The sequence below is a fragment of the Bradyrhizobium sp. 187 genome (assembly GCF_023101005.1).
In the GTDB taxonomy this organism is placed as follows: Bacteria; Pseudomonadota; Alphaproteobacteria; order Rhizobiales; family Xanthobacteraceae; genus Bradyrhizobium; species Bradyrhizobium canariense_D.
In genome coordinates this window covers 6,550,415-6,573,645 of sequence record NZ_CP064693.1, presented here as the reverse complement: position 1 = coordinate 6,573,645, position 23,231 = coordinate 6,550,415, and the positions used below count along the sequence as shown (strand labels likewise).

Sequence of the window (23,231 nt, the reverse complement as noted above, 5' to 3'; positions counted from 1 at the left end):
CGCCGATGGCGCGCGGTTCGCGCTGTCACCTGACATCACGGCGCTCGCCGATGCGGAGCGATCCGGTTTCCCAGGGGCGCGTGGGCGCTGGCGTGACCGATCTTCTGATGAACGCGCTTGGCTACGTATGGCGCGACAACGGGGCGTGCTTGACCGGCACAACCGATCTGCATGCCGACTTTATTTATGCAGGTGGCGCGGTGACCGGCCACGGGGTGGTGCTGGCCGAAGCGCACGGGTCGTTCGCGCAAAGCGTCACCTGCAGCCGTATGAGCGGCGAGGCCATGCGCAAATACCGGCGGCAGGTAAAGCCGCACATCGCCGGCACTTGCGCGCATGGCAAAGTTATCCACGGCTACGCCGTCGCGTTCGGCTGCAATCCCGCCAGCGGCGACACCTTTCCTCATGTGGCCGAGACGAAAATCACGAAGCCCCAAACACGGCCGAAACAGCCGACGCCTCAAATCGCGACGCCTGCACCGGGCCTCGTTCCTACCTCGCTCGCGCTCGCAGCGCATCGCGCGAACTTCCTACTCCTGGGCGCGTCGAACATTGTCGCCAGGATCGACTGGCTTCGAGGCGCAGGAGAACGACCCGACGAAAATGCTATCTCGACATTCTTTGCGGTTGGGATCGCTGGAAGACGCTTCCTGGTCGCGGCCGAATATTTATTGCCTTACTTGCTGCCTTGGGCGCTCATTGAAGAACAGGAAGCGCCGAACTTCGTATGGCGGCGCGCGGTGTTTGAGCGCTGGCGCGATTGGCCTTGGAGCGGTCTTGCAAACATCTTCGCGATGGACAAAGTGGCGGCGAAATCGTTCCTGCTAACGCTGTCCGGATTGATCGGCAGTCCACATGAACAAATCCCAATGGTGCTGGACCTTCCGGATCTGGAGCCGCGGGTTTTTTCACTTCGATACCGGACCGGCGCGATGACGACGGCGACGCCCGCTATCCCCTCGTGCAATTCCGCGACGGCGTGGCCTTGCTCGGCCGGTTGCCGCGATCTTCTCCACTGGACAGCCGTTCCTGGTCACCCCAACGCGGGTTCGATTGAACCGAAAGGGACCGCTCACAGAATAACGTCGGACGCGCAGGCACAGGGACGAAACCGATTCAATGAAACGCATGGTCGTGGATAAGAATATGCTGGAGGATCCGAAGAATCTCGGGCGGAAGCAACCGCTACGCGCGTGGCTCGCGGAATCGAAAGACCATATCGCGGTCGTCACCGATTACGCGCAGCTGGAGATCGTCCCAGACCCCGATCCCGAGATCGTCTCGGTCGGCCTCTCGCCTGATGAAGCCAAGCGCGCCGGCCACGAGCTCAAGATCGCCAGTTCCCCTTCGCCGCCAATGGCCGCGCCATGACCGCCACGGCGAGGCTGGTTTCGTGCGCGTCGTCGCGCAGGCCGGCAGCGAGCTGGTGATCGGCATCCAGGCGGTCGGGCAAGGCGTCTGGGAATTGTCGGCCGCCTTCGGCCTCGCGATCGCGATGGGCGCGACCTTGCAGGACATCGCCGGCACAATCCACGCCCATCCGACGTGGGGCGAGGCCTTCCCGGAGGCTGCGATGAAGGCGCTGGGGCACGCGCTGCATATCTGAGATGTCGTTTATTCTGCAGTGGGCAAAGTCCTAGGGAATATGCCTGGCCTATAGGGCGGTCGAAAACGACGTCGTAGCCGCCGCCCGAACCGCCGGGCCGTCATTTATCGTGACGAGCACGGCAAAGGAGCGTTGGGCGACTTTCGCGGCTGCCGCGGGGGGGCCGGGCGTCTATTTTGAAACGCCTTGAAGAACAATGAGACGTTCCTTGCCCAAACTCTTGGACAACTCATTGAAATTACTTGAGGCGTACACTTCCCTAGAGAGTACCACTCCCCCGGAGCGATAGCGAACCGAAACAAGCTTTGGTCACGATAGTTGAGATAGCGGTCGCTCGCTCCCGCTCTCCTCAAGCTTTCAGCCGACGGTCGCTGCGAGTTTCTCGAAGATCCGTTTGCCAGACGTCGATAAAGCCGTCGATTGTCGTGACGTCGCTGATCGTCTCTGTCTCTGAGCTCTCCCCCGTTACTCCGAAGGCAACTCCGGCATCGTGCGGCCGCACGCGGCAGGCTGCGGCCGCATCAGGAAAGCTGCTGCCGCGCACACCTAGCTTGATCTGGAATGCGAGGCCGATAATCCAGTCTAATCGTCATGCTTTTGGCCGCCGGCGGTCAAGCGGCAGCGAGAATTGAAGCGCGGGACATAACAAGAACCTACGATGCCCGCGCTTGCAGAGGAGTTGCGCGGTTCCGGGCGCAATTTGCCCACGATGAGGCGCTACGGGGGCCGGACTCGACCTTCGACGATGGTACTTCCCTGCTGTCACACGCTATTTCTTGAAGAACGGGGAGAATCGACGGCGAGAATGGGCGGCGCAAGGGCGAATCCACGGCAGGCATGGGCTTGTTGCTCGTGTTGGGCGCCATCTACGCGGCCCTCAGCGCGGCATATCGGTTCGTCGTGGAAAATCTGGCCGCGGTCGTCGCTATTTGCACGGGCCCGGAGCGCCCCTTCGCAAGGGGAGGGCGCCGGCGTCGGCGAGGTGGGTGTCGCCGGGAGAGTCCGTCACTGTCCAGGGCATCACCATCGCGGCCGGTCGCTTCTATCTCGGCCAGGCCCTGCTCTCCGAAGACCAGGAGATCGACGGCTACGTCGTCAATCCCAAGCTTTCCGCACGAATGTCGCGGCCGGACGCGCCGGAGATTCCATGCCGTACTGGCCGTCCTACGCGGACCTGACGCCAGCGGCGCGCCGCGCATGCCTCGTCCGCCGGCGACGGCGAAAACCTTGCCTCGCGGCCACCCGGTTGGCTCTCAGCTCCCGCGCCCGAGGTTGTCCAGCTCAAGCCCAGCGCCGATCGCGACGCGAGCACGGCGAGGGCGCAAGGCGTTGTCGTTCCCTTTTCGCGGCGATAGGGCGAGGCCGCCGTCTGCATGACAGAGGCTCGGAAAACTACTGAGGCCCGCGAACTTGCGGTAGCAGCGCGTATTTTGCAGAAGTCGAAGCCGCAACCTGAACAGAGCGCGGCGTTCAAATCGCTACGCACGAACCGAGAACCGGTCGAGTGCCGTGAACTCCTGATGATAGACGTTCGCCTCGCATTGATAGACTTCACTCTGCAAGAACCGGAATTCAGCGGCCAGATCTTCCTCCTGAACGTCTACGTACCATGACTTTGGCCGCCCATCGGTACCATCGTTCCATCGGTAGTTGCGCCGTTTCAACAGGTCTTTCAATTCGAACGGAGACTGCTCCGCCCAGACCCGAACGGTTTTGCGCCGTGCACGCTCAAGCAGGCCGGCCAGAGCGGATTTCGAGGCGTTCGGCAGCTTCTGTTCGAGCAACTTCAACAGGGCGAAGCAATCATCGGCCGCTCTATGTGCGTGGTAGAAGAGACCGCATGTTGCCAGTAGATGCTCGAGCTTGGTACTTGCGAAACCATATTCCTTCCACCTGATACCGCTAAGCGAACAAGCCCATGGCTTGTGCACGAAGACCGGCCAAAATCTCTCGGCGAATTTTCGATCGAACGCGGAGTTGTGCGCCACGATGATGTTGGCGTCGGCCGCGAAACGATCGACTGCCAGCGGGTCGATTGTTCGGCCGGCAACCATCTCGTTTGTAACGCGGGTCAGAGCTGTGATCTCAGGAGCGATGGGGGACGACGGCTCTTGAAGAACCTGGAAGACACCGACCACTCCCAAAATCCGATCATCGGCCGAATAGGCGAACTTGATCATCGCCAGTTCTATGATCTCGTCACGGCCGGTATCGAGTCCCGTGGTCTCGACGTCGAGCACGATGCCGATCTTCGCGCCGTCGTCGGGACGAAAGCCTACGGTGGGCGGAACGATGCGGCGGAGAACCCTGTATTGTCCGCTCGCCTCCAGCTGTCCCGCCAAGGCCTCGTTGGTTTCGCTCTGCATGGCCCTTCTCTTACATTCGGATGAGCCCGGTCTCTAGCGGGTCGGTTAGTGAGGAAAGTGAGAAGCTGCTCCGCGAGCGACGGTAGGCGCTGCCGGAACGAGCGGGTTGGCGGTGATGATCTCGACGATCTCGGCCTGATCGAGGTAGCTGGCGGCGAACAGGGCTTCCGCGAGTGCGTCCAGCGTACGATTGTTCCGCTGGAGCAGGGTCAGTGATCTCTCGTAGGCACGCTTGAGCGTTTCGTTGGTCGCCGTGCGGAGCGGGCCGTTCATGAGCAGATGGCCGTCATCGATCTGGTCCTTCGAGAGCGTCACGAGACCCGTGTGACCGAAGCCGAACGCCGTTTCAATCCGTAAGGCTAAGGTGGTCGCACGGACTAGGTCGCAATCCGCGGAAGTGCCACCCGCGCCACAGGTCGCCTCGTTGAACCTCAGTTGCTCCGCGGCTCGTCCGGCCAACATCGTCACGAGACGTTTCTCTAGATACTCGCGAGTGGGAAGCTGGACCCGCTCCGGCGCGCTCTCCGCGACGCCGCCGTCGCCACCGATCGACAGGGACTTCGGCACGGCCGTGCCGAGCGCTATGTGCGAGATCGCATGCCCGGCTTCGTGATAGGCGATACACAGGCGAACATCTGGCGGCAGATCCGGCTCACCGCCGCGGACCACTTGCACGAGGTCGTTCACGGCGACGTCCCGTCCAGCCTTGCGCGCCACCTGGCGGGCCATGCGAACCCATTTTTCGACGTCGGCGCCGGTGTGACCGCGGGCGGCAAGCGCGGCCTCGCGCAGGTCGGCACCCGCGCAATCTGCGCGAAGATGCGTCCGGAAAATGCCCATCAATCCGGCGACGTCAGGCAGTTCGACCCTGATATGGTGATCGAGGCGTCCCGCCCTGATGAGCGCCGGGTCGAGACGATTCGGATCGTTGCAGGAGGCGCACACGAAGACGCCCTCGACCCGCTCGAAGCCTTGTATGCACTCAAGCAACACGGCAACGATCGCATTCCACCAAGAATTGTCCTTCGTCTCACCGCGCGCAGGGATTGCGTCGCATTCATCGATATATATGATAGCGGGGCGCCGCTGAAATGCCTCCGCAAACGTGGAGCGGATGCAGGAGGTCACGTCCCCGAGGTGACCCGACTTATGCGCCTGAAATTGCGCATAGCTTGTGGCGATGAAGTGAACGTTAGGCAACTCGCGGGCCAGCGAGCGCATCAGCGAGGTCTTACCGGTGCCGGGAGGGCCCGACACCAGCAGTCCGTGTGGACATTCGCTCCAGGGACGCGTCCCCGCGAGATATTCCCGCATGGACTCGACCACTTCCAAGCAATACGTCTTCGCATCGCCCAGACCGGATAGTTCGGAAAGTGGCGGTACGTCGCTGGTGGCCTGCGGCTCGACGACGCGCCGCAGGCGTTCGAGCGAACGCTCGAGGCCGATATCGTTGCGCACGGCGATGGCGAGGTCGTTGATGGTCGTGCGGGACGCGATCGAAGCATCAACCGACGCGGGCCTCGTCCCGGTCACGGCTTCCATCACGTCGGCGACGACCGCGGCGTCGATGGGCGGAACGACGACGCGACGCTCGGCGAGCCGGACCAAGGTCTTGGGCAACTTACCGAACGGCGTCCCTATGCCGATCGTCGCGCAGCGCAAGCGCATCGCAATTGCGACGGCCTCGTAGTCTTCCTCGGAAGAGCTCTTCGATTTCGTCGGCTCGGTGAACACGACTGCGGATCCCCCCGCCCGTGTCATGTGGTTGCGATCGTCGAGGTCGTTGCCGTCGATCAAAGGCGCATCGCCGGCGAGCAGAAGACGCAAGAAGCGACGTACCGGTTTCACGAGATCGGGGTGCGGCACCTGGATGATGATGACTGTGTCCGGGTCCAACATTCTGGCCAGGGCATCGCGTGAGTTTTCGAAAGCGCGGCCGAGGAGCGCGGCGACAGTGGCGATGTCGGGAGCGCAGGCGGGGACGGGCTTCGCGACAGGAAGCGGATCACTGTCGTCTTCGGAGGCAGGCTCATCGTTCTCGTCATCCGAGATGGACCGCGAGAGGCGCGAGAACCCCGCGCCGCCACGGGCGAAGTCGACGAAGACTTCGTGCAGGGGCTTGTCAGACGAGGCAAGGACACGCAGGTTCATTCCGGCGCCTCGCATGTCGGCGCCGCCACCGTCGGTTCGATCACAAGCCAGCTGTCCTTATCGATCTGTTCGCCGGACAGCAGCTTGGCGGCGAACGATGCGCCGCGGCAATGAAACCCGACCTTCAGCGTCAACTTGTCCGACGTCCCGCTACTCGGGCCGACCCACTTTTCGATCTCCAGCAAATCGCGGCGCCGCTGGTGATCGTACGACAGATCGGACCGCGAACGGCGTGCATAGTCGGAACCCGCCATCACGTAGAAACGATTGTTCCAAATGTAGCCAACGGCGCGCAAATCGCGGCGATTCAATCGGTATGCAACGCCCTCCTGAGGAACGACTACTTTTTCCTCTTCCGTCATCGCGACCATTTCGCTGCGGTCCATGGTCACGGATATCCGATGGCGCAAAGCGGGCGGCTCTTTACGTGCCATCTCGATCCGCGTGAAGCCGGCCACCGACAGCAGCGCCTGAGCGTGGCCGACCAACTGTTCGAAATCGTCCGCGATTCTAAGACCGCGGCCGAAGGGACGTCCGGAATTTGCGAGCGGTATATTGAGATGCGTGCAGATTTCGATCAACCTGCCTTCGACGTAGGGTGCCGTGACCTTGTTGAACGTGTCGCCGTCGGCGATGATGACGTAGATCTGCGTGGTCGCGCTGATGGCGTTGCCGAGCCGATCCCCAAAATCCCGTTCACCGTCGCCGTGGCCGATGTAACTCTTCTGGTCGCTGGTCGGCATGGGATCGTCGATCACATAGACGACGTAGTCCCATGGCGACAAGCGCTCCTTGAGACGCGCAATCTCGGCGAAGGGCAACACGAGGATGGATAGTCTTGAACCGAACGATTTCACCAGCCGCATTCCGGTCGGGCTTCCGTCGACGAACACGGTGGCAGCCGTAAAGCCGCGCCCGGGGGTGCTCGTCGGAGCCGTGCTGAAGTCGGACTGGGTCACTTGCGGGTCTCGCATTCGATATGCGTCATATGGGATATATATCCCATATGACGCATTATGCAAGGGCTGTCGTCCGCGCCGTCACCGGGTGTAAGGTTAATCGGTTTTCGATTCGGAGCCCGCAGTGGCCAGCGACAAGTTGCCTTCGGGGCGGATGATAAGGGCTGGTCGCGCGCTGGTCGGGATGGAGCAGCTCGATCTCGCGCGCGAGATCGACGTCGATCGACGTACCGTATCGCGGCTAGAGGCCGATGAGGAAGTTCCGGTCAATCCGTTGAAGGTCGCGACGTACAAGAAAATGCGCGACGCTCTCGAGCGACATGGCGTCGTGTTTCTCTATGGGGGCAAGAATCATGGTGAAGGAGTGGCGCTCAAGGACTGAGCGCCGTTGTCGGGGTTCGACGCGGCGCTCTCGATGAGTTTCGCGAACCAGTGCAAATCGACGACTTGCCTGACGCGTGCGACCTCTTGGGGATCGGCGGCCGGTACTAAGACGCGCTGGCCGGCGTTGGCCCTGGCGTAGTGCTGGCTGGCGGTGGCGTCGCTCCCGTGCCCCATCAGGGCCGCGATGATCGCGAGCGCTTCGAGACGCTCCTCATCGGTCTGTCCCCGGTGCAGGAAGTATGCCTTCCACGCCGCGACCGCGAGGTGACGGGTAGAATAGAGGGTCGGCCACTCGGTGCGATCCGGCCAGAGCTCGCGCGTGATTTTCCAAAGCAACCGCCCGATGGTGTTCAACAGGCGCAGGTAGCGCTTGGTGCGCGCGATCTGTATCCACTCCAGGATGTCGTCGGCGGTCTGTCGGTCAAGCTCGGCGAAATACAGGGTCCGATGTGACCCGTGCGCGCGCCGGTTGGTCGCCTTCGCGTTGGCGACGACGAGCATCCAGGCGAAGCCATCGCGATTCGATCGCCGCAGCTTGGCGCGGGGCCATTCGCAAGGCCTGAGCCCCGTGAGGACGCCGACCCTGAGATAGAGCACGAGGGTAGTCTTGTGCTTGGCGCGGGACGCGAGCGCCGTCTGCTCGATGAGCACGAGATCGTCGTCGCGCAACTTCTTTGCCTTGGTGCTCGAAGTCATCGGCCCGCGCGTCTCGTCGGGATCGGCCTGTTCGTCGCGCAGCCGCGCGAGCGCGGTGAAGATCTCGGTCGCGAAAGCCTCGTCCGCGCCGGTGGCGTCTTCCTCCAACGTCCAGATGACGCTGCGGCGCACAAGCCTCCAGGAGTTCGCGGCGTAGTTCCCCTTCTTCCCGATGACGTAGTCCACGAAAAGCGCTGGGGTGAGCTCGACCGCGTTAAGAGGCTGTCTCCTCGCGGCGGCGAGCGCGCGCAGGGCCGCTTTTTCAAGCTGCCGGCAGCGCCGCCTGTAAGCCCGCCTCGTGTCCGGAGACTGCGTGAGGTCCGTGGCTTCGTCGAAGAGCGACATGGCGACCACTAGCCGCGCAGGTACGCGAGATAGGCGCTCGCGCGCTTGCGGAGCTTGATCACGCGCGCCACAATGGGCGCCACTCCCAACAAATGTTCGAGTTCTGCCACGCATATGAGCGTATAGAGACGTTGGCGCGAGGCGATGCACGCGAATGCGCCCCGCGGCAGTTTGCGATGAGTGCGGTAGTACGAGCGGATCCAGCGCTCGGCCCGACGGCGTCGTTCCGGCGCGGCCGCTTCGATTGCGGCGAGCCTCGCCTGAAAGTCCTTAGCGCTGCGTCGCACTTGCGGTTCCCAGGATCTTGAGGAACGCGCGTTCAGTATTCTTCCACCAGGCAGCGACCTGCATCTGGTAGGCGCTGGCGACAAACGAGCTCTCGCCGCCCAGGCGGTGCTGCAGGGTGCGCAGATCGGCGTTGATAACCTCGGACATCGAGAGCCCTGCGGCTTCGCAGCTCTGCCAGCTCTCGCCGGTGATGGACTGGGCCTTGATGATCGAGATGCCCTCCGCCGCCTTGCGGAGCTCGTGGAAGACGCGCGCTTCTTCGGATCCCTGGATGAAGGTGAAACCGCCCACCCGACGATTGAGGAGCAACACGAGGTTCAAACCCGGTGTGATGAGTCGGGTTTGCTCGATCAGCTTCGTCGCGTGGCGCATCCGGTCCATGAGGCTGGTCGTGGTGACGACCGAGAGGCAGCGCATATTGAGGTCGGCCAGCCTCTTGTCGATCCTGGTAGCCGCCCAGATCTTCGCCCGATATTCCGAAAGACCTCCGCCCCAATCAATGACGATCACGGGCCGGACCTCCTTCTGGGCCATGCTTTCCAGCCGGTCGAAGACCGGGCGGAGGAGCGCGACTTCCCCCCCGGGCAGCCGAGCCGAAGCAGCGAAATCCTCGCTGTTGATGTGGATATCGCCGGCCGACCGCGAGCCCTTCGATTCGATGCGGACGACGATGACTTCGCGGCCGAAGACCGTGGTCAGCAGCTCCGCGGTGAAGTTGGCGAACAGCGTCTTTCCGACATGGCTACCGATCGAGAAGTACTCGAACAGATCGAACTCCTTTGTCGGCCCCGAGGGCGGCTCGGCGGCGACATCCATTGCATCGGGGGCCTCTGCAACCATGTCTTCGGTGGTATCGGGCATTCACTCCTCCTCGCTTAGATCGCCCAGCAGGGCGAAGATGGCCGCGCGAGGGTCATCCTCGCGGGTAGTTCCTGCATCGGGGGAAGCCAGCGAGATCGCTTTCGCGCGTTTCGCGAAGGTGGCGCCCGTGTCCGCGCCTGGAGCCGCCGAACTCGGGCGCAAAATCGAACTGCCGCCGGAATCGGAGCGAACTTTCTCAATCCTCGGTCGGGCGCGGACGTCTGGATGGGGTAGTCCCGCCGGGATCGCGGCACGGCGCAGCGCTGCCCGAGGCTTCTCTTTGTTCTGTGTCCGGCTGATCGCCGACGAAAGCGTAGCCGTGCTCAAAGGGGTGCCATGCTTCGTCCTGATGCCGACGGCCTTCAGCACTGAGGCGAGGTCGGCATAGGAGCCGAACTTCAAGAGCCGGCGGATGAGATTGATATTGTCGTCGACGATCTCTTGGGTCTGCAGCCGGCCCAGCGGGCCACGCCCGCGCCGGCCGAGCTCTTCGAATTCCTCCCGGATCTCGGCGGGGAGGCGGTCGAGGATGGTCGAGGGGGCGGAGGCGCTCACTGGGCCACCCTGGGCATGAGCTTCCCATGGGGGCCGACGGAGGGGCCGCTCAGGCGCAGGCGCGCGGAGGCTGCCGAGCAGCGGTTTGCACGCAATCTGCACCCATCCCGTAGCGAGTTCGCCGAGTACGCGGGCGTCGAGAATGGAGGAAGAACCGTCTTCATGGAGCTATTAATAGGTCTTAGAGAGCTTTAGTCAACCGTTGGCGGTGCTGATGCAGCTCTGCTAGAGCTAAGATCGATCAGTTCGGTCCAACTGGCGCCAGATTTAGGTATAATGACACCACGAGGAGGTCCGATCTCAGAACGCAAGTCTATAGGACGGCCTGGAGTTTCGGACTGGGCTCAGGCGGCGGACCATGTTCGCAGCGCAATGGCGACTATACCCAGTCCAACGCTGGAAGAGGCGCTCTATAGGATTCCGTCTCAGCTGATGCCGATCGGCACAGTCGAACCGAAGACAAAGGTGGTGCGACGCTGGATCACGACGCTTCAAAAACTTGAACGTCTTGAGGACGACACTGCCGAAGAGTTTGTGAACGATGTGGTCAAGTTGCGAGGGCATCCCGTAGGTGCCGTCGAGTTGATCTGCCGCTGGGCCAGCTACGATAGGGTGGCGGCTCTCGAAGCCGCACACCAGCTAGTCCACGGCGAGCTGACCGTTGAGAAGCTCCGACGCGCGGAAAAGAAGGCGCGCGAGTCTGACGCCAAGCTGCTCTCCGGTCGGCAACATGGCTATCAGCTGCGACGGCGGGTCGAACAGTGGGCGGTGTTGCAGCTCGGTGATGGGTTCAAGCCTATCCAAGAAAGAAGCCCGAATGGTCCGCCCGGCCAGCTGCTCTTCGAGCGCGCAGACGGAAGGCGGTCCTTTGCGAGCGTTATGATATTTGGACCCTATAAGGATGACGAACTATATCAGACACGCCGGAGTGCATTTCTCACCGAGTTAGTCGGGGTGGCCGCACACACGTTAATCGAGCGAGTGATCGCCGTTGTCCCGTATCCCACAAAAGACTATTGGGATCGCCTTAGCCTTTATAGGATAAGTGCTTCGCGCATCGAACTATACGCCGTAGGCTATTTCGAACGCGAATTCAGGCCCGTGAAACTCGAACGTCCATCAAGCCCAGCGATGTGACAAAACTAGGCCGAATTCAGTACGTCTTAAGCGACGTGAGCTCGCCGGCGTCGGCTCCGCTTTTTGCAGCAAGCAGAATATTCCTCATTTGCTTCATCACCGGCGGCTCGAGCTTCTCGATCATCGCGGCGATCTCGGGATCGAGAATGGACGAAGTACTCGCCGGGCTGCCAGACGTGAAGGCGGTTCTTGCAGCCGGTGAAGAGCGGCAACCTCAACAGGTCGAGCAGCTCCTTATCATCGAATGCATCGCGCGGCAGCGGCGCCAAGTTCTCGGGATCGATGCATACGAACTTCGGTCGCGGTCCGCGATACAACTTTTCCGCGATCGCGAAGTCGACGAACTTATAGAGCCCGGCCCAATACCGGCTCTTGATGGTCGTGGTGGTCACGCGCTCCAGCTGTCAATCGGCCCTTTAATTGCGGTTTGTTGTCAAGCTACCATTCTTCCTCTCTCCAGTGACACGCCGGTAGCGATTGCTCCGTCGGAGCTGATCAGGTTGCGGAGACGGAGCGATCGCGGATGGCGAGACGATTGCATAGCGGGCTTGGCAATCGACGTCGTTGGCGGCTTCGTCGGGTTGGGTTGATGTCGTAGCTGGGGTCATGGTCCTTTCCGAGGTCGCGAGCGCCTCATGATGATGTCCGGATCGGGCGCCTCAACGTTTGCAGCGGAGTGCGGGCGAACCGCCACCAGCCGATTGACCGAGGTCACCACGACCACCGTCCCAGCGGGACATCGCCAGTCCGGCGGACCGGACCAGGAACTTGCGAGCAAATATCAGATTGGCTTCGGCTGGCCCCAGTCGAACGACGTGCCATCGACCCAGATGCAGTGGAGAATCACGGCGATCTTTCGGGCGATGGCGACCTTTGCCTTCTTCATGCCGATCCGCTTGGCGAGCTTCATGCCCCAGGCCTTTAGGGAAGACCACTTTTTGGTTCGATAAAGAAGGACAGTGGCGGCCTCGAACAAGTAAGTACGGAGAAGCCGGTCGCCCCATCGAGATATCTTTCCGTTGGTGTCGGTTTCGCCGGATTGGCTGCGCCTCGGCGTAAGGCCTAGGTAGGCGCCGACCGTCGAAGCCGATCGGAAGCGCGAGGGGTCATCGATCGTGTGGCGGAACGTTAGGGCCGTCACGACACCGACCCCCGGGACCGTCATCAGGCGACGCGTCGTGTCGTCCAGCTTTGCCAACCGGCGGACCTCGTTGTCGAACTTACCTTGTTGTTGACAAACGTTCTCATGGATCGAGAGCAGCGGCGATATCACGCTGAGAAGCAAATGATCGGCGCCCAAGAGTTCGCTGACCTGGTTGCGGAATTGTTGGCCGATCGCGCGAGGGAACAGCAATCCACATTCCTTGATCAAGCTGCGAACTTGGTTCTCGATGTCTCGGCGCATGGACACTAGCCGAGATCTGGCGACAAGGATCGCTCGGATCTTCTGGCTTTCCTCGCTCTTGACCTTGACTTCTCGATACCATCCAACCCGCACCAGTTCGGCAAGCCCTCGCGCATCATTCTGATCGCTCTTGTTCATTCGGACCGACAAAGCTGCGTGCGCATGCCGAGCGTCGATGCAGACCACGGGAAGCTCAACCCTGCGGAGTTCATGCCATAGCCAACTCGCCATAGCACCGGTCTCGAAGCCGATACGCTCGGCATGAGGCGCATGTTTGTTAAGCAGGTCAGTCAAGGCACCAGGATTAGACTTTGCTTTCCCTTCGAAGATTACTTGACCAGTCTCGTTGACAACGCACACAGCGGTTTCTCTCTGTGAGACGTCCAGCCCGACGTACTGCTTCATGGGAGCTCCTTCGAATCATTTAATTGCGAGGGCTCCACGATAACGGAGGTTCTCTGCCACGAGTGCCGACCGCAATTACGTCATCGTGTTCAAATTGGGCTCTGACTCATATGTGGAACGGCCCGGGCTGCAAGATCTTTCTCTGGTTGAACAAGGGATGACGGTGCGGTCATATGTTCGGCCTGTGAACGCGGCGCCTGGCCGCTGGCCACGATGATATCCGCGGAAGCAATCGCCCAATCAATTTCTCGCGCTCGAAGCGCAGTGAGTCAGGCGGTCTGATTGCTACCGGGAATGACGTCATTCGGGGTTCATCCAGATTTGCACCTTGCCTCCTCGGCAGCTTTCTTCTTCCGCCGGAGAGCTCTTAAGATTAGGATTTCAGCATTGCGGCCGGCGCCTGATAGTTGCCGCCTCTGACCAGCAAGGCCCAGATCGTGCGCGCAATCTTATTGGCGAGCGCGACCGATACGACCTTGACCGGCCGTCTTTGCAGCATGGTCCGAATCCAGAGTGGGACTTTCAAGCCTCGTTTAGCAAGCTTGATGATAGAGGTCGCACCAACGATCAAGAGCGTCCGTAGTTGCCGATTTCCACGCTTTGATATCGCACCGAGCCTTTCTTTTCCGCCGCTCGACTGTGCCCTCGGTGTGAGCCCCGTCCAAGCCGCAAAATCTCGTGCAGTCGCAAAATTGCGAGCATCCAAAACCGATGTCCGAACGGTAGCGGCGATGAGAGGACCGACACCCGGAATGCTCATCAGACGCCTTGCATCGGGGTCCTTTCTGACGGCAACCAAAATCTCTCTGTCGAGCTTCTCTATGCGGGTTGTAAGCAGCTCAATCTGTTCAGCGAATAGAATCAGGGCAAAGCGGGCGGCGCCGGGGATCCTATTGTCTTTTTCGTCCCGGAGAAGCACCAGGAATTTTGCGATGCTTGCCATGCCTGTGCCGGCGATAATGCCCAATTCGGCCATATGAGCACGTAGGGCATTTGCAGTCTGGCTGGGCTGCCTCATCAGCAGCTCTCGCGTTCGCAAAATCATGCTGGCCGCTTGTTGTTCGGCAGTCTTCACCGGTACGAACCGCATTGTCGGGCGGGTGACCGCCTCACAAATGGCTTCAGCATCCGCCACGTCGGTCTTGTTTCGTTTGACGTAAGGCTTCACGTAGGCTGGCGGCATCATGCGGACAGCGTGGCCCAGCGCCGCGATCTCGCGTGCCCAGTGATGGGCACTCGCACAGGCCTCCATGCCTACTAAGCAGCTGGTAGGCTCCGAAAGAAGGGCAGAACCTGGGATCGCCGCAATGTGCGACGAACCAAGACTTTCCCGTTTTCGGCGATGCCGTGAACTTGAAAGATCGACTTGGCCAAATCCAAACCCACCGTGATAATCTTCTCCATCGAACGGTCCTTCCTTTGTGGCGCCTCTCTGCGCGACCACGTTAGGCACTTTTGATGCTGGTTCGAAGGGCCGTTCCACACCATCATTTCTGATGAAGTTCGCCGGCGACTGTGGTTTTTCAACGGAGAATCGGCGCGATGCGGACAGGCTTTCGAATTTCATCGCTAGTACCGAGTGGTTTGGTGTTTGATGGCGTAAGTGATTCAGAGGATTCGGTTATTCTGGCTGATCGGTCAGAGGCTACGGAGGCCCAGTGCCCTTTGTGCACGACAGCATCGCGCCGAATCCATAGCCGTTACATCCGGCACGTGGCCGATTTGCCATCAGCGGGCAGAAAGGTGCGCCTCCGATTGCTCACGCGGCGCTTCACATGTGAGGTGGCCAACGTTCCGGCCCAAGCCATGTCATCCGACTCGCTCGTGGCGGCAGCCGACCGGGCACTCTACGCCGCTAAGGAGAGCGGACGCGACCGGCTCGTCATGTCGGGGCAGGTGGTCGCGTGGCCGGCCGCGAAGACAGCGTGAGCCCTGGCGCAAGAGTCAGGCTAGTTGTCTGACCGGCTGCGGCCCGAGCGATGCTGGCTCCTGCCCGCTTCACCGTAGCGGTAGGTTTCGCTGGCGGTGCGCAGCATCATTTGGAAGAGCGCCCGGTTGGCCTGGTACCGCGCCGCAGACCGCCTGCTTTCCGAGCTTTGCATGATGAGGTGACCGTCGGCCGTGAATAGAAACCACGTCCATCTTCGGCCACGCCTTCTCAGGAGGGTCTCGAAAACAGGAAAGTGCTCGCGCATCGCCACCGCCGATGGATCAGAGCGACTTCCACTGCTGTTTGTCTTTCCGCCTCGTCGCAGGTTCAGGCATTTCTGGCGGTGACCATGAGAGACATATCGTGTCAGAGGAAATAAGTTTTGAAACGTCAACCAATTGAGAGTAGCTTCCCATGTACGGGGCACGGATTCTGAGACGATGGCCGTCTCGCGATACTTTGACGGCGCCCCAGTTTAAGCCATTTCAGCAACCGAGCTTGTGCGGATGCGCGTTCCTCCGCACCGCCCATTTGCAGCTGCGCCCGGATGTCATCCGAACCCGACAAGATCGCGCTCTTCATCGACGGCGCCAATCTGTACGCCACGGCGAAGGCGTTGGGCTTCGACATCGACTACAAGCGTCTTCTCGGCGAGTTTCAGGATCGCGGCACGCTGCTGCGCGCCTTCTATTACACCGCGGTCATCGAAGATCAGGAGTTTTCGTCGATCCGGCCTTTGATCGACTGGCTCGACTACAATGGTTATACGGTCGTCACCAAAGCCACTAAGGAATTCGTCGACGCCTACGGCCGCCGCAAGATGAAGGGCAACATGGATATCGAGCTCGCGGTCGATGCCATGGAGCTTGCCGTAGTCGGCCGGGCCAAGGGGTCCGTAGCGAGCAATACATCCATGCGCTCGAACTTGTCCATGAATGCATAGTAGGCCTTCATGGCGGCATCGTCTGCCGCCGCGGGTCGGCGCGCGCCGTTCAACCTTTCACTTTGTCCTTAGCAGCGCGAACAGTGGGCGGACGACACCGGTCAGGAGTTCGCGTTCCGAACTGGTCCGCGCCAGCACGCGGATGCCTAGCGTTGCGCCGAGGAAGAGGCGGGCCAGGTCAGCAGCCGGCAGTTTGGTTCGAATTGTCCCGTCTGACTGGCCGCGGACAATGCAATCGCGCATGTACTTCTCGATTCGGCCGAAGACGTTCGTAACCAGATCACGGAAGTCAGCGTCATGCGGGGCGACCTCAAGCGCGGTGTTGACGACGAAGCATCCCTTCTGCAGGGCGTCGGCCCGCGTCTCCTCTATGAGAGCGTCGAAGTACCGCTCCAGTGCGCGTAGGGGCGGGTCATCGTCCCCGAAAATCGCAGAGCAGGATTCGAGCGCCCGACGAACATACCGATCGAGCACGAGGCGGTAGATGGCTCTCTTGTCACCGAACGCATTGTAGAGGCTCGGCGTGGTCATTCCGGTGCGGTCCGCGAGGTCGCGCATCGATGTCGCCTCATAGCCGTTCGTCCAGAAGCGCTGCGTTGCGGCTTCGAGCACCGTGTCTTCATCGAATTCCCTGGGCCTGGCCATGTAGATCCGTCGGTCTATGAGAAGAGCGAATAACTTAACCCTGTTTTATTACGATCGTCAAAAAATCTATTGCGCGTTTTGTGACGATCGATATAAAACGAATTGAGCCGATGCCGCGCCCGGCCTCGACCACCGATAGTCCGAGACTTGATCCCGACTTCGGCTCGGCTCTTTGCCGGTACATGCCGACCGCGATCTGCGCAGGAGGAATTCGCATGATCAAGCATCTGAACCTCTCTGCCGCGACTTTCTGAGCACGACCGCTATCGGCCTAGGCGCGGTGGCCGAGTTCACACTAACGGGCGCGGCACGCGCCCAAACCAGGAGCAAACAGATGAGCGAGCATGTCCAAGTAGATGGGATTCAACCCTTTCCGGCTGCGATGCAGACGCGGACGATCGAAACCAACGGTACATCCATCCATGTGCGGGTCGGCGGTCAAGGCCCGGCGGTGGTCCTGGTGCACGGCTTCGGCACATCGGGCGACATGTGGGGTCATCTGACGAGCGCCCTCATCAATGATCACACGATTATCATACCCGACTTACGTGGGTCTGGCCTCTCGTCGAAGCCCGATGGCGGCTACGAGAAGAAGAATCTGGCGGTGGACGTGGTGGGCGTCCTGGATGTCCTGGGTGTGCGTACGTTCGAATTGGTGACGCACGACATCGGCATTATGGTCGGCTACGCAATTGCCGCCACCCACCCCAAGCGCGTGAGCCGATGGGTGGCGATCGATGCGCCGCTGCCCGGCATCGGACCTTGGGAAAAGATCCTGCAGGAGCCGGCCATGTGGCACTTTGGCTTCGGTGGTAAGGACATGGAGCGCCTGGTCGCCGGCCGCGAGCGTATCTATCTCGACCGCTTCTGGAACGAACTTTCCCGGCACCCGGAGCGGTTTGATGAAGCGAAGCGCCAGCACTACGCCGCGCTCTATGCGCAACCCGGCGCAATGCGAGCGGGCTTTGCCCAGTTCCTGTCGTTCAGCCAGGATGCGATCGACAACAAGGCGTTCCTTGCGAAGGGTAAGCTTCAGATGCCGGTCCTGGCCCTGGGTGGCGAAGCTACATTCGCTCCTATGATCGGCGAGGTGATCCGGGGTGTCGCCGACAATGTCGAAGTTGTGACGATCCCGGATTGCGGGCACTGGATCACGGAAGAACAACCGGCCGCGACGACAAAACTTGTCGTCGACTTCCTGCCGCGTCGTTCGTGAGTTAGCTCGCGTTTACGTAGGGCGGCGCCGCGCGGCTGGGTCCAATCGGCGCCGCAGCCCCGTCACAAGCAGGGCGATTTTTCGTGACTTCTGGCCCGTCACGGCGGATCCAAGTCACCGCTCAGGAGCAAGATATGAATGCGCCGCCAAACATCGATCACGTCACCGCACATGCTGACGGCGATGTTCTGCACTGGCTGACAAACGACACGCGCGACGAGCGTTTCCTCGACAATATTTTCGCTGAACTGTGCCTTCGGCTCCAGCGAGCGGGCGTTCCGGTCAAACGGGCGACGCTTCATCTCATGATTGTCCATCCGCAGTGGCTCGGCTCCCGGATCATGTGGGCCGACGGGATGCGCGAAGCCGAGCTTAGGAGAGTCGACTACGATGTCAGGGAGCGCTCCGACTACATCGACAGTCCCGCGAACGAACTCCATGACGGGGCCGCCGAGGTGCGCGAGAATCTGGAGCGCGCCCCCGCGTTGAGTCGCAAGCATGTCTTCTATGATAGGATGCGGGCGAAAGGTCTCACCGACTATGTGGCGTGGCCGCTGTACCATACATTGGGCAAGCGGCATATTGTGACTTTTGCAACCGACCAGCCCGGAGGTTTCGACGACGCGCATATCGCCGGCCTGTTAAGGCTGTTGCCTGTTCTGGCGTTGGTCAGCGAAATCCGTATGAAGAACCGGCTGGCGCGAACGCTGCTCGAAACCTATGTCGGGTCGCACGCCAGCGAACTCGTTCTGGCTGGCGCCACCAGGCGCGGAAGCGGAACGACGGTACGCGCCGCCATCATGATCTGTGATCTTCGCGATTTCACCCGGATCTCCGACAACTGGCCGCGCGATGACGTGATTGACATTCTGAACGGCTATTTCGACGCGATGTCGGAACCGATTGCACGGCATGGCGGGGAAATACTAAAATTTATGGGAGACGGTCTGCTCGCCATCTTTCCGCTCAGCAACCCGTCGGCCTGTGCAAATCTGCTGCATGCCGTGGCCGAGGCCCGCCAGGCCATGATTGCCTTGAACGAAAAGAACGGCGAGACCGGCCGTGAGCCGCTCAATTATGGCATCGGCATCCATGTCGGCGACGTCATGTACGGCAATATCGGGTCACAGGCCCGGCTCGACTTCACGGTGATCGGTCCGGCGGTCAACATGGCTTCGCGTCTCGAAACCCTCACCAAACAACTGGGGCGAACGGTGCTGCTGTCCCGTGCGTTCGCGGACTTCGTCAACAGCGATTTCGACCTCGAACGCGTCGGCGAATATCCGGTGCGCGGCTTCAGTGATCCAATCGAGCTGTTTGCGTATCACGGCTGAATGCCGGTCCATTGGTAAACGCCGGAGCGCTTCGAGCGGGTTTAATCGGCCTAGGGAGCCCGCTGATGCCGATCGGCGGGCGAGAGACCGCTTCGGACCGCGCAAGATCCTCCGCCACTCACAAAGCGGCTGTCGGATATGGCTTCCAAATAGTGCTCGCCGTCGAGCGCGCCACACAAAGTTCTTACTTGCGTTGTACCAACTAGTATGTACGATTTAACCAGGCTTGGGAGATGCCCAAGCAATCCCTTTATTTGGAGCTGACCGCGCGCGTACTTGCGTTCAACACCATGATCGACAAGCGAGGCACAACGGACAGGTGCGCCGACCTACTATCATTGTGCCCCGCACTGGCCACCAAAGACTAAGCAACCATGGAAACTCGGATGATCCGTCAGATTGAGCCCAAAACAACGACCCGCCGTGACTTGTTGCGAATGACCGGCGCGACCGCTGTAGTAGGGGGAGCTGCGCAGGTGTTTGGCACGGATGCATCTGCGCAGGCGGCGATGGGAAAGATCAAGGCGATCGGGTTCGATGCGTTCACGATATTCAACCCGCTCTCGGTTGACGCGGTAATTGATGAAATCTTCCCCGGCAAAGGTACTCAGTTGGCCAGTGCCTGGCGCACGCGAATCTTCGAATATTGCTGGCTCAGGACACTCAACCAGACTTATGTGGATTTTTGGCATATCCTGGACGATGCGTTGGTGTTCGCGTTCAAGGCTGCGAAGATCGAGCTCAAGCCGGATGCGCGCGACAAATTTATGGATGCCTTCCTTCGCGTGAAACCATGGCCGGAGGCGGTCGAGGCGCTTAAATCGATGCGGCAAGCAGGGATCCGACTCGCTTACGTCTCGAATCTGACCCCCAAGATGCTGACGGAAATGAGCCAGAGCGCCGGCATCCTCGATCTATTCGAGCACATTTTGAGCACCGATCGCGTGAAGGCTTACAAGCCGGACCCGCGCGCCTATCAGATGGCCGAGGTTGTGTTCAATTTGCCGCGCGAAAATATCGTGTTTGCGGCGTTCGGGGGGTGGGACGCAGCAGGTGCCAAATCGTTCGGCTTCAATACCTTCTGGGTCAATCACGTGAGCTCGCCCATTGAGGAGTTGGGTGTGAGGCCTGATGCCATCGGGACGACGCTCACCGAATTGGCAAGATACGTCACTGCATAGCTCCCCTGCGACGAAGTGGACGTCATGCCAGCTCAGGTTTCAGGATTGTCTAGATACCCGATCAAGGGGCTCTCATATGAGCCCCTCAACTCGGCGACATTGCAAGCTGGTCGAGGTGTGTCAGGCGACAGGGCATTTGCTTTGGCGCTGCCCGCGACCGTGTTTGACGAAAGAAATCCTCAGCCGCTAAGCAAATTCGAGTTCATGGTGTTGGCACGCCAGGAAGCTTTGGCGCGGTTGAACACATCTTACGACGGCAGCACCGGGTTGTTGTCGGCGATCGACGGCACCGAAAGATTGTCGGCAAATGTCCACTGCGCCGAGGGTCGCGCCGCGATCGCAGCGTTCTTCGCACGATTTCTTCCCGAAGATCAAAAATCATCGAAGCCGCGACTCGTCACTGCCGCCAATCATTGCTTCACCGACGTCGGGGTGCACTCGTCCAAGCTCATGCACGCTATATCGGTGCTTAACCTGGCTTCGGTTAGGGACCTCGAAGCGCGCATCGGCGAACGGCTCGATCCGCGCAGGTTCCGGGCGAATGTTCTCGTCGAGGGACTCGATCCGTGGGTGGAAAACGAGTGGCTCAACCACGAGCTAATGCTGGGTGCCGTTCGGTGTCGGGGCATGCGGCTGACCCGCCGTTGTCCAGCCACTGAGGTTAATCCCGACAGCGCAACCCGGGACATCAATGTCCCGCGCGAGCTAATGCGCTTTTTCGGTCACATTCATCTCGGCATTTATCTTACCGTGATCAAAGGAGGAGTGTTGCGCATCGGCGACACGGTCGCTGCGGCCGGTTAAGCAACCGGCACGATACGGTGATCCAGCCTCGTGCGCGTCGCAGGAGGGGTATCGTCGATTTTGGGGCTGGGCGGTGTGCCAGCCGTCCACGAGCCATTGGTGAAATAACCCGAACAGGCATAGCGATCATAGCCGCGCAGTGAGTAGGGCCCCTCGCAAGTTTCTCGAGCAAGCTTGCGTCGTCTTGTTCAATCTAAATCTAAAACGAGGAATTCGTCGTGACTGAGACCCGTCCCCCATTTCCACCTTTTACTCGTGAAAGCGCCATGCAAAAGGTGCGAGGCGCCGAAGACGGTTGGAATTCCTGCGATCCTGAACGGGTCGCGCTCGTCTATACTCCGGGCAGTTACTGGCGAAATCGATCAGAGTTTATCCGAGGTCGCTCGGAGATAGTCGCGTTCCTTAGGCGCAAATGGACGAAGGAGCTCGATTACCGCCTGATTAAGGAACTCTGGGCATTCACGGAGAATCGGATCGCTGTGCGGTTTGCCTACGAATGGCATGACGATAGCGAAAACTGGTTTCGTTCGTACGGGAATGAAAACTGGGAATTCGCGGCCAATGGATTGATGGAAAAGCGCTTTGCCTGCATCAACGATCTTCCGATCAGGGAATCTGAACGCAAATTCCATTGGGATCGTTCACGACCGCGTCCCGTGGACCATCCAGGGCTCTCAGAACTCGGGCTTTGAGGCTCACGCATAGGCGTGCATGTGTGCTCTCATGGTTGCTGAACTGATAGGTCGCTCTGAGCAGCTAGTTTGCCCCGTTTGAGGTGGCCTGCGGAGCAACGCCGGCGAATGTCGCTTCTTGCGGCAAGAAGCTCCGAAAGTCGATATGCTCCTCCTTCGTGGAACTGCAGTACGGGCATATTATTTCTGATGTCCGAGCAAGCTCGCCTCGAGAATCCAAAAGATGCTGCGCCGAAACGGCCACCGATTGGGAATCGATGGCCGCCTCCGTCCACGTCGTGCTTGGCTATGCAACGGGCACGAATGTATAACCCGCGCCGTCCGTCACAATCTTACCAACGGCCGGGAACGGGAAATGGTAGCCGGTAACGAGCGCATTATCGGCTACGACACGATCGAACAGCTTGCGCCGCGTCGCTTCCGCAAGCACTGGGTTAGCATCGATTGCGCCGTGCCAGTTCGGGTGCTTCGCGAACAGGGCGGGCATGTTCGTCGTGTCACTCAGCACCATCAGCTGCTCGCTACCTGATGCGACATGGAATGCGGTGTGGCCCGGCGTGTGGCCTGGTGCCGCGATCGAGCGGATGCCTGGAATAACTTCCGTATCCCACTCGTATTGCTTCAACTTGTCCTTCAGGACTGGGAAGATCGCCTGAAGTCTTTTGGGCAGGCCATGCTGCTTCTCAGGAAGCTTGGTGAAGATGCTTTCATCCATCCAGAACTTATACTCGTTGCTTGGTACGTAAACCACAGCGTTCGGGAATGTCGGCGTGTTATCTGGAGCTTTGCTCATAAGCCCGAAAACGTGGTCCGGATGGAAGTGCGAAACGATCACCCTCGTGATCTGTTCCGGCTTGATACCGGCTGCCGCCATATTGGCGATCATCGCTCCCGCTGTGGGCTGAAACTGACCGCCCGTGCCGGCATCGAACAGAACCGTTTCGTTGCCGAGCTTGACCAAGGTGACATTAAATGGAATCGGCACGACTTCATTCGCGATTCCAGCGGCCGCCAGCGCGGCTTTGGTTTCGTCAACGGACACATCCTTGATAAATGACGGATCGTGAGGTTTCTCCCAAACGCCATCGTTTAAGATGAACCCCTCGACCTTACCGAACTTGAACGGGCGAAAGCCCTTGCCGGATTCCGGTCCCTTTTGGGCGAGCGCAGCCTCGATGAACGAGACCGGTTTGGGCAGGCCGAACGCTGCTCCTGCAACTGCTGCCGTCAACAGAGCGTTCCGGCGGGTTAGATTTAGCATCGCTGTCTCCTTACTTTTTCTGCGAGGACGGCCATTCGCGGTCCGCCGGCCGAAGCCGGCATCTCGT

The 23,231-nt window shown here is 60.3% G+C and carries 19 protein-coding genes and 5 pseudogenes; 12 read left to right on the top strand and 12 right to left on the bottom strand.

All coding sequences use genetic code 11. From position 1 onward, the window contains the following. Positions 1 to 92: 92 nt before the first annotated feature. From IVB19_RS31755 to IVB19_RS31745, 3 genes and pseudogenes are all read left to right on the top strand, one after another. Positions 93 to 1,142, top strand: coding sequence for a hypothetical protein (locus IVB19_RS31755; RefSeq protein WP_247820704.1), 1,050 nt, complete (start codon positions 93 to 95; stop codon positions 1,140 to 1,142). 124 nt (positions 1,143 to 1,266) lie between these two features. Next, positions 1,267 to 1,606 (top strand): annotated as a pseudogene (locus IVB19_RS31750) (oxidoreductase dimerization domain-containing protein); the annotation flags it as partial. Between the two features lie 986 nt (positions 1,607 to 2,592). After that, positions 2,593 to 2,784: a hypothetical protein gene (locus IVB19_RS31745; protein WP_247820703.1), complete on the top strand. Its 192-nt coding sequence runs from the start codon at positions 2,593 to 2,595 to the stop codon at positions 2,782 to 2,784. Positions 2,785 to 3,084: 300 nt separating this feature from the next. Here the strand turns inward: IVB19_RS31745 and IVB19_RS31740 are convergent. The 3 genes and pseudogenes from IVB19_RS31740 to IVB19_RS31730 all read right to left on the bottom strand — a co-directional run. Next, a pseudogene (locus IVB19_RS31740) lies at positions 3,085 to 3,975 on the bottom strand (3'-5' exonuclease); the annotation flags it as partial. Positions 3,976 to 4,017: 42 nt separating this feature from the next. After that, a complete protein-coding gene (locus IVB19_RS31735; protein WP_247820701.1) occupies positions 4,018 to 6,123 on the bottom strand; it encodes an AAA family ATPase in 2,106 nt (701 codons plus the stop codon). Beyond that, positions 6,120 to 7,082: a hypothetical protein gene (locus IVB19_RS31730; protein WP_247820700.1), complete on the bottom strand. Its 963-nt coding sequence runs from the start codon at positions 7,080 to 7,082 to the stop codon at positions 6,120 to 6,122. The genes IVB19_RS31735 and IVB19_RS31730 overlap by 4 nt, the downstream gene beginning before the upstream one ends. A 124-nt stretch (positions 7,083 to 7,206) precedes the next feature. On the opposite strand from IVB19_RS31730, the gene IVB19_RS31725 reads away from it, so the two are divergent. Further along, positions 7,207 to 7,464 (top strand): helix-turn-helix domain-containing protein, encoded by a 258-nt coding sequence (locus IVB19_RS31725; RefSeq protein WP_247820699.1) that lies wholly within the window; start codon positions 7,207 to 7,209, stop codon positions 7,462 to 7,464. Here the strand turns inward: IVB19_RS31725 and IVB19_RS31720 are convergent. The 4 genes from IVB19_RS31720 to IVB19_RS31705 are packed head-to-tail and all read right to left on the bottom strand — an operon-like array spanning position 7,434 to position 10,211. Then, the gene (locus IVB19_RS31720) at positions 7,434 to 8,507 is read right to left on the bottom strand and encodes a hypothetical protein (protein WP_247820698.1); all 1,074 of its coding nucleotides are present in this window, start codon (positions 8,505 to 8,507) and stop codon (positions 7,434 to 7,436) included. The genes IVB19_RS31725 and IVB19_RS31720 overlap by 31 nt on opposite strands. Positions 8,508 to 8,515: 8 nt before the next feature. Continuing rightward, positions 8,516 to 8,794 (bottom strand): hypothetical protein, encoded by a 279-nt coding sequence (locus tag IVB19_RS31715; protein WP_247820697.1) that lies wholly within the window; start codon positions 8,792 to 8,794, stop codon positions 8,516 to 8,518. Further along, positions 8,778 to 9,656 (bottom strand): hypothetical protein, encoded by an 879-nt coding sequence (locus IVB19_RS31710; RefSeq protein ID WP_247820696.1) that lies wholly within the window; start codon positions 9,654 to 9,656, stop codon positions 8,778 to 8,780. The genes IVB19_RS31715 and IVB19_RS31710 overlap by 17 nt, the downstream gene beginning before the upstream one ends. Further along, the gene (locus tag IVB19_RS31705; RefSeq protein ID WP_247820695.1) at positions 9,657 to 10,211 is read right to left on the bottom strand and encodes a hypothetical protein; all 555 of its coding nucleotides are present in this window, start codon (positions 10,209 to 10,211) and stop codon (positions 9,657 to 9,659) included. Positions 10,212 to 10,643: 432 nt separating this feature from the next. Between IVB19_RS31705 and IVB19_RS31700 the strand changes: the two genes are divergently transcribed. Further along, positions 10,644 to 11,348, top strand: a complete 705-nt coding sequence (locus IVB19_RS31700; RefSeq protein WP_247820694.1) for a hypothetical protein — start codon at positions 10,644 to 10,646, stop codon at positions 11,346 to 11,348. Between the two features lie 26 nt (positions 11,349 to 11,374). Here the strand turns inward: IVB19_RS31700 and IVB19_RS31695 are convergent, their stop codons facing one another. The 3 genes and pseudogenes from IVB19_RS31695 to IVB19_RS31685 form a co-directional block, all read right to left on the bottom strand. Continuing rightward, positions 11,375 to 11,740: a hypothetical protein gene (locus tag IVB19_RS31695; protein WP_247820693.1), complete on the bottom strand. Its 366-nt coding sequence runs from the start codon at positions 11,738 to 11,740 to the stop codon at positions 11,375 to 11,377. 389 nt (positions 11,741 to 12,129) lie between these two features. Continuing rightward, complete coding sequence (locus IVB19_RS31690) at positions 12,130 to 13,158, bottom strand: IS110 family RNA-guided transposase (protein WP_247820692.1); 1,029 nt, start codon at positions 13,156 to 13,158, stop codon at positions 12,130 to 12,132. Between the two features lie 373 nt (positions 13,159 to 13,531). After that, positions 13,532 to 14,562, bottom strand: a pseudogene (locus IVB19_RS31685) (IS110 family RNA-guided transposase). Between the two features lie 138 nt (positions 14,563 to 14,700). On the opposite strand from IVB19_RS31685, the pseudogene IVB19_RS40820 reads away from it, so the two are divergent. Beyond that, positions 14,701 to 14,943 (top strand): annotated as a pseudogene (locus tag IVB19_RS40820) (transposase family protein); the annotation flags it as partial. A gap of 692 nt (positions 14,944 to 15,635) precedes the next feature. Further along, positions 15,636 to 15,959 (top strand): annotated as a pseudogene (locus IVB19_RS31675) (LabA-like NYN domain-containing protein); the annotation flags it as partial. A 129-nt stretch (positions 15,960 to 16,088) separates the two neighbouring features. Here the strand turns inward: IVB19_RS31675 and IVB19_RS31670 are convergent. Next, positions 16,089 to 16,676 carry a TetR/AcrR family transcriptional regulator gene (locus IVB19_RS31670; protein ID WP_247820690.1) on the bottom strand — a complete coding sequence of 196 codons (588 nt, stop codon included), beginning with the start codon at positions 16,674 to 16,676 and terminating at the stop codon, positions 16,089 to 16,091. A 334-nt stretch (positions 16,677 to 17,010) separates the two neighbouring features. Here IVB19_RS31670 and IVB19_RS31665 point away from each other — a divergent pair, with 334 nt between their 5' ends. From IVB19_RS31665 to IVB19_RS31645, 5 genes are all read left to right on the top strand, one after another. Beyond that, positions 17,011 to 17,892 carry an alpha/beta fold hydrolase gene (locus IVB19_RS31665; RefSeq protein ID WP_247820689.1) on the top strand — a complete coding sequence of 294 codons (882 nt, stop codon included), beginning with the start codon at positions 17,011 to 17,013 and terminating at the stop codon, positions 17,890 to 17,892. A gap of 134 nt (positions 17,893 to 18,026) precedes the next feature. Then, complete coding sequence (locus IVB19_RS31660) at positions 18,027 to 19,226, top strand: adenylate/guanylate cyclase domain-containing protein (protein WP_247820688.1); 1,200 nt, start codon at positions 18,027 to 18,029, stop codon at positions 19,224 to 19,226. A gap of 386 nt (positions 19,227 to 19,612) precedes the next feature. Next, the gene (locus tag IVB19_RS31655) at positions 19,613 to 20,407 is read left to right on the top strand and encodes a haloacid dehalogenase type II (protein ID WP_247820687.1); all 795 of its coding nucleotides are present in this window, start codon (positions 19,613 to 19,615) and stop codon (positions 20,405 to 20,407) included. A gap of 24 nt (positions 20,408 to 20,431) precedes the next feature. Beyond that, positions 20,432 to 21,211, top strand: a complete 780-nt coding sequence (locus tag IVB19_RS31650; RefSeq protein ID WP_247820686.1) for an MOSC domain-containing protein — start codon at positions 20,432 to 20,434, stop codon at positions 21,209 to 21,211. A gap of 218 nt (positions 21,212 to 21,429) precedes the next feature. Further along, positions 21,430 to 21,903, top strand: a complete 474-nt coding sequence (locus IVB19_RS31645; RefSeq protein ID WP_247820685.1) for a nuclear transport factor 2 family protein — start codon at positions 21,430 to 21,432, stop codon at positions 21,901 to 21,903. A gap of 286 nt (positions 21,904 to 22,189) precedes the next feature. Here the strand turns inward: IVB19_RS31645 and IVB19_RS31640 are convergent, their stop codons facing one another. Further along, positions 22,190 to 23,134: an MBL fold metallo-hydrolase gene (locus tag IVB19_RS31640; RefSeq protein ID WP_247820684.1), complete on the bottom strand. Its 945-nt coding sequence runs from the start codon at positions 23,132 to 23,134 to the stop codon at positions 22,190 to 22,192. Between the last annotated feature and the right edge of the window lie 97 nt (positions 23,135 to 23,231).

What these genes read in the sequence shown, in the direction of transcription:
- IVB19_RS31735 (WP_247820701.1), bottom strand. Translation starts at nt 6,123, where the DNA reads ATGAACCTGCGTGTCCTTGCCTCGTCTGACAAGCCCCTGCACGAAGTC.
- IVB19_RS31720 (WP_247820698.1), bottom strand. Translation starts at nt 8,507, where the DNA reads ATGTCGCTCTTCGACGAAGCCACGGACCTCACGCAGTCTCCGGACACG.
- IVB19_RS31710 (WP_247820696.1), bottom strand. Translation starts at nt 9,656, where the DNA reads ATGCCCGATACCACCGAAGACATGGTTGCAGAGGCCCCCGATGCAATG.
- IVB19_RS31700 (WP_247820694.1), top strand. Translation starts at nt 10,644, where the DNA reads ATGCCGATCGGCACAGTCGAACCGAAGACAAAGGTGGTGCGACGCTGG.
- IVB19_RS31690 (WP_247820692.1), bottom strand. Translation starts at nt 13,158, where the DNA reads ATGAAGCAGTACGTCGGGCTGGACGTCTCACAGAGAGAAACCGCTGTG.
- IVB19_RS31670 (WP_247820690.1), bottom strand. Translation starts at nt 16,676, where the DNA reads ATGGCCAGGCCCAGGGAATTCGATGAAGACACGGTGCTCGAAGCCGCA.
- IVB19_RS31665 (WP_247820689.1), top strand. Translation starts at nt 17,011, where the DNA reads ATGAGCGAGCATGTCCAAGTAGATGGGATTCAACCCTTTCCGGCTGCG.
- IVB19_RS31660 (WP_247820688.1), top strand. Translation starts at nt 18,027, where the DNA reads ATGAATGCGCCGCCAAACATCGATCACGTCACCGCACATGCTGACGGC.
- IVB19_RS31655 (WP_247820687.1), top strand. Translation starts at nt 19,613, where the DNA reads ATGATCCGTCAGATTGAGCCCAAAACAACGACCCGCCGTGACTTGTTG.
- IVB19_RS31650 (WP_247820686.1), top strand. Translation starts at nt 20,432, where the DNA reads ATGCCAGCTCAGGTTTCAGGATTGTCTAGATACCCGATCAAGGGGCTC.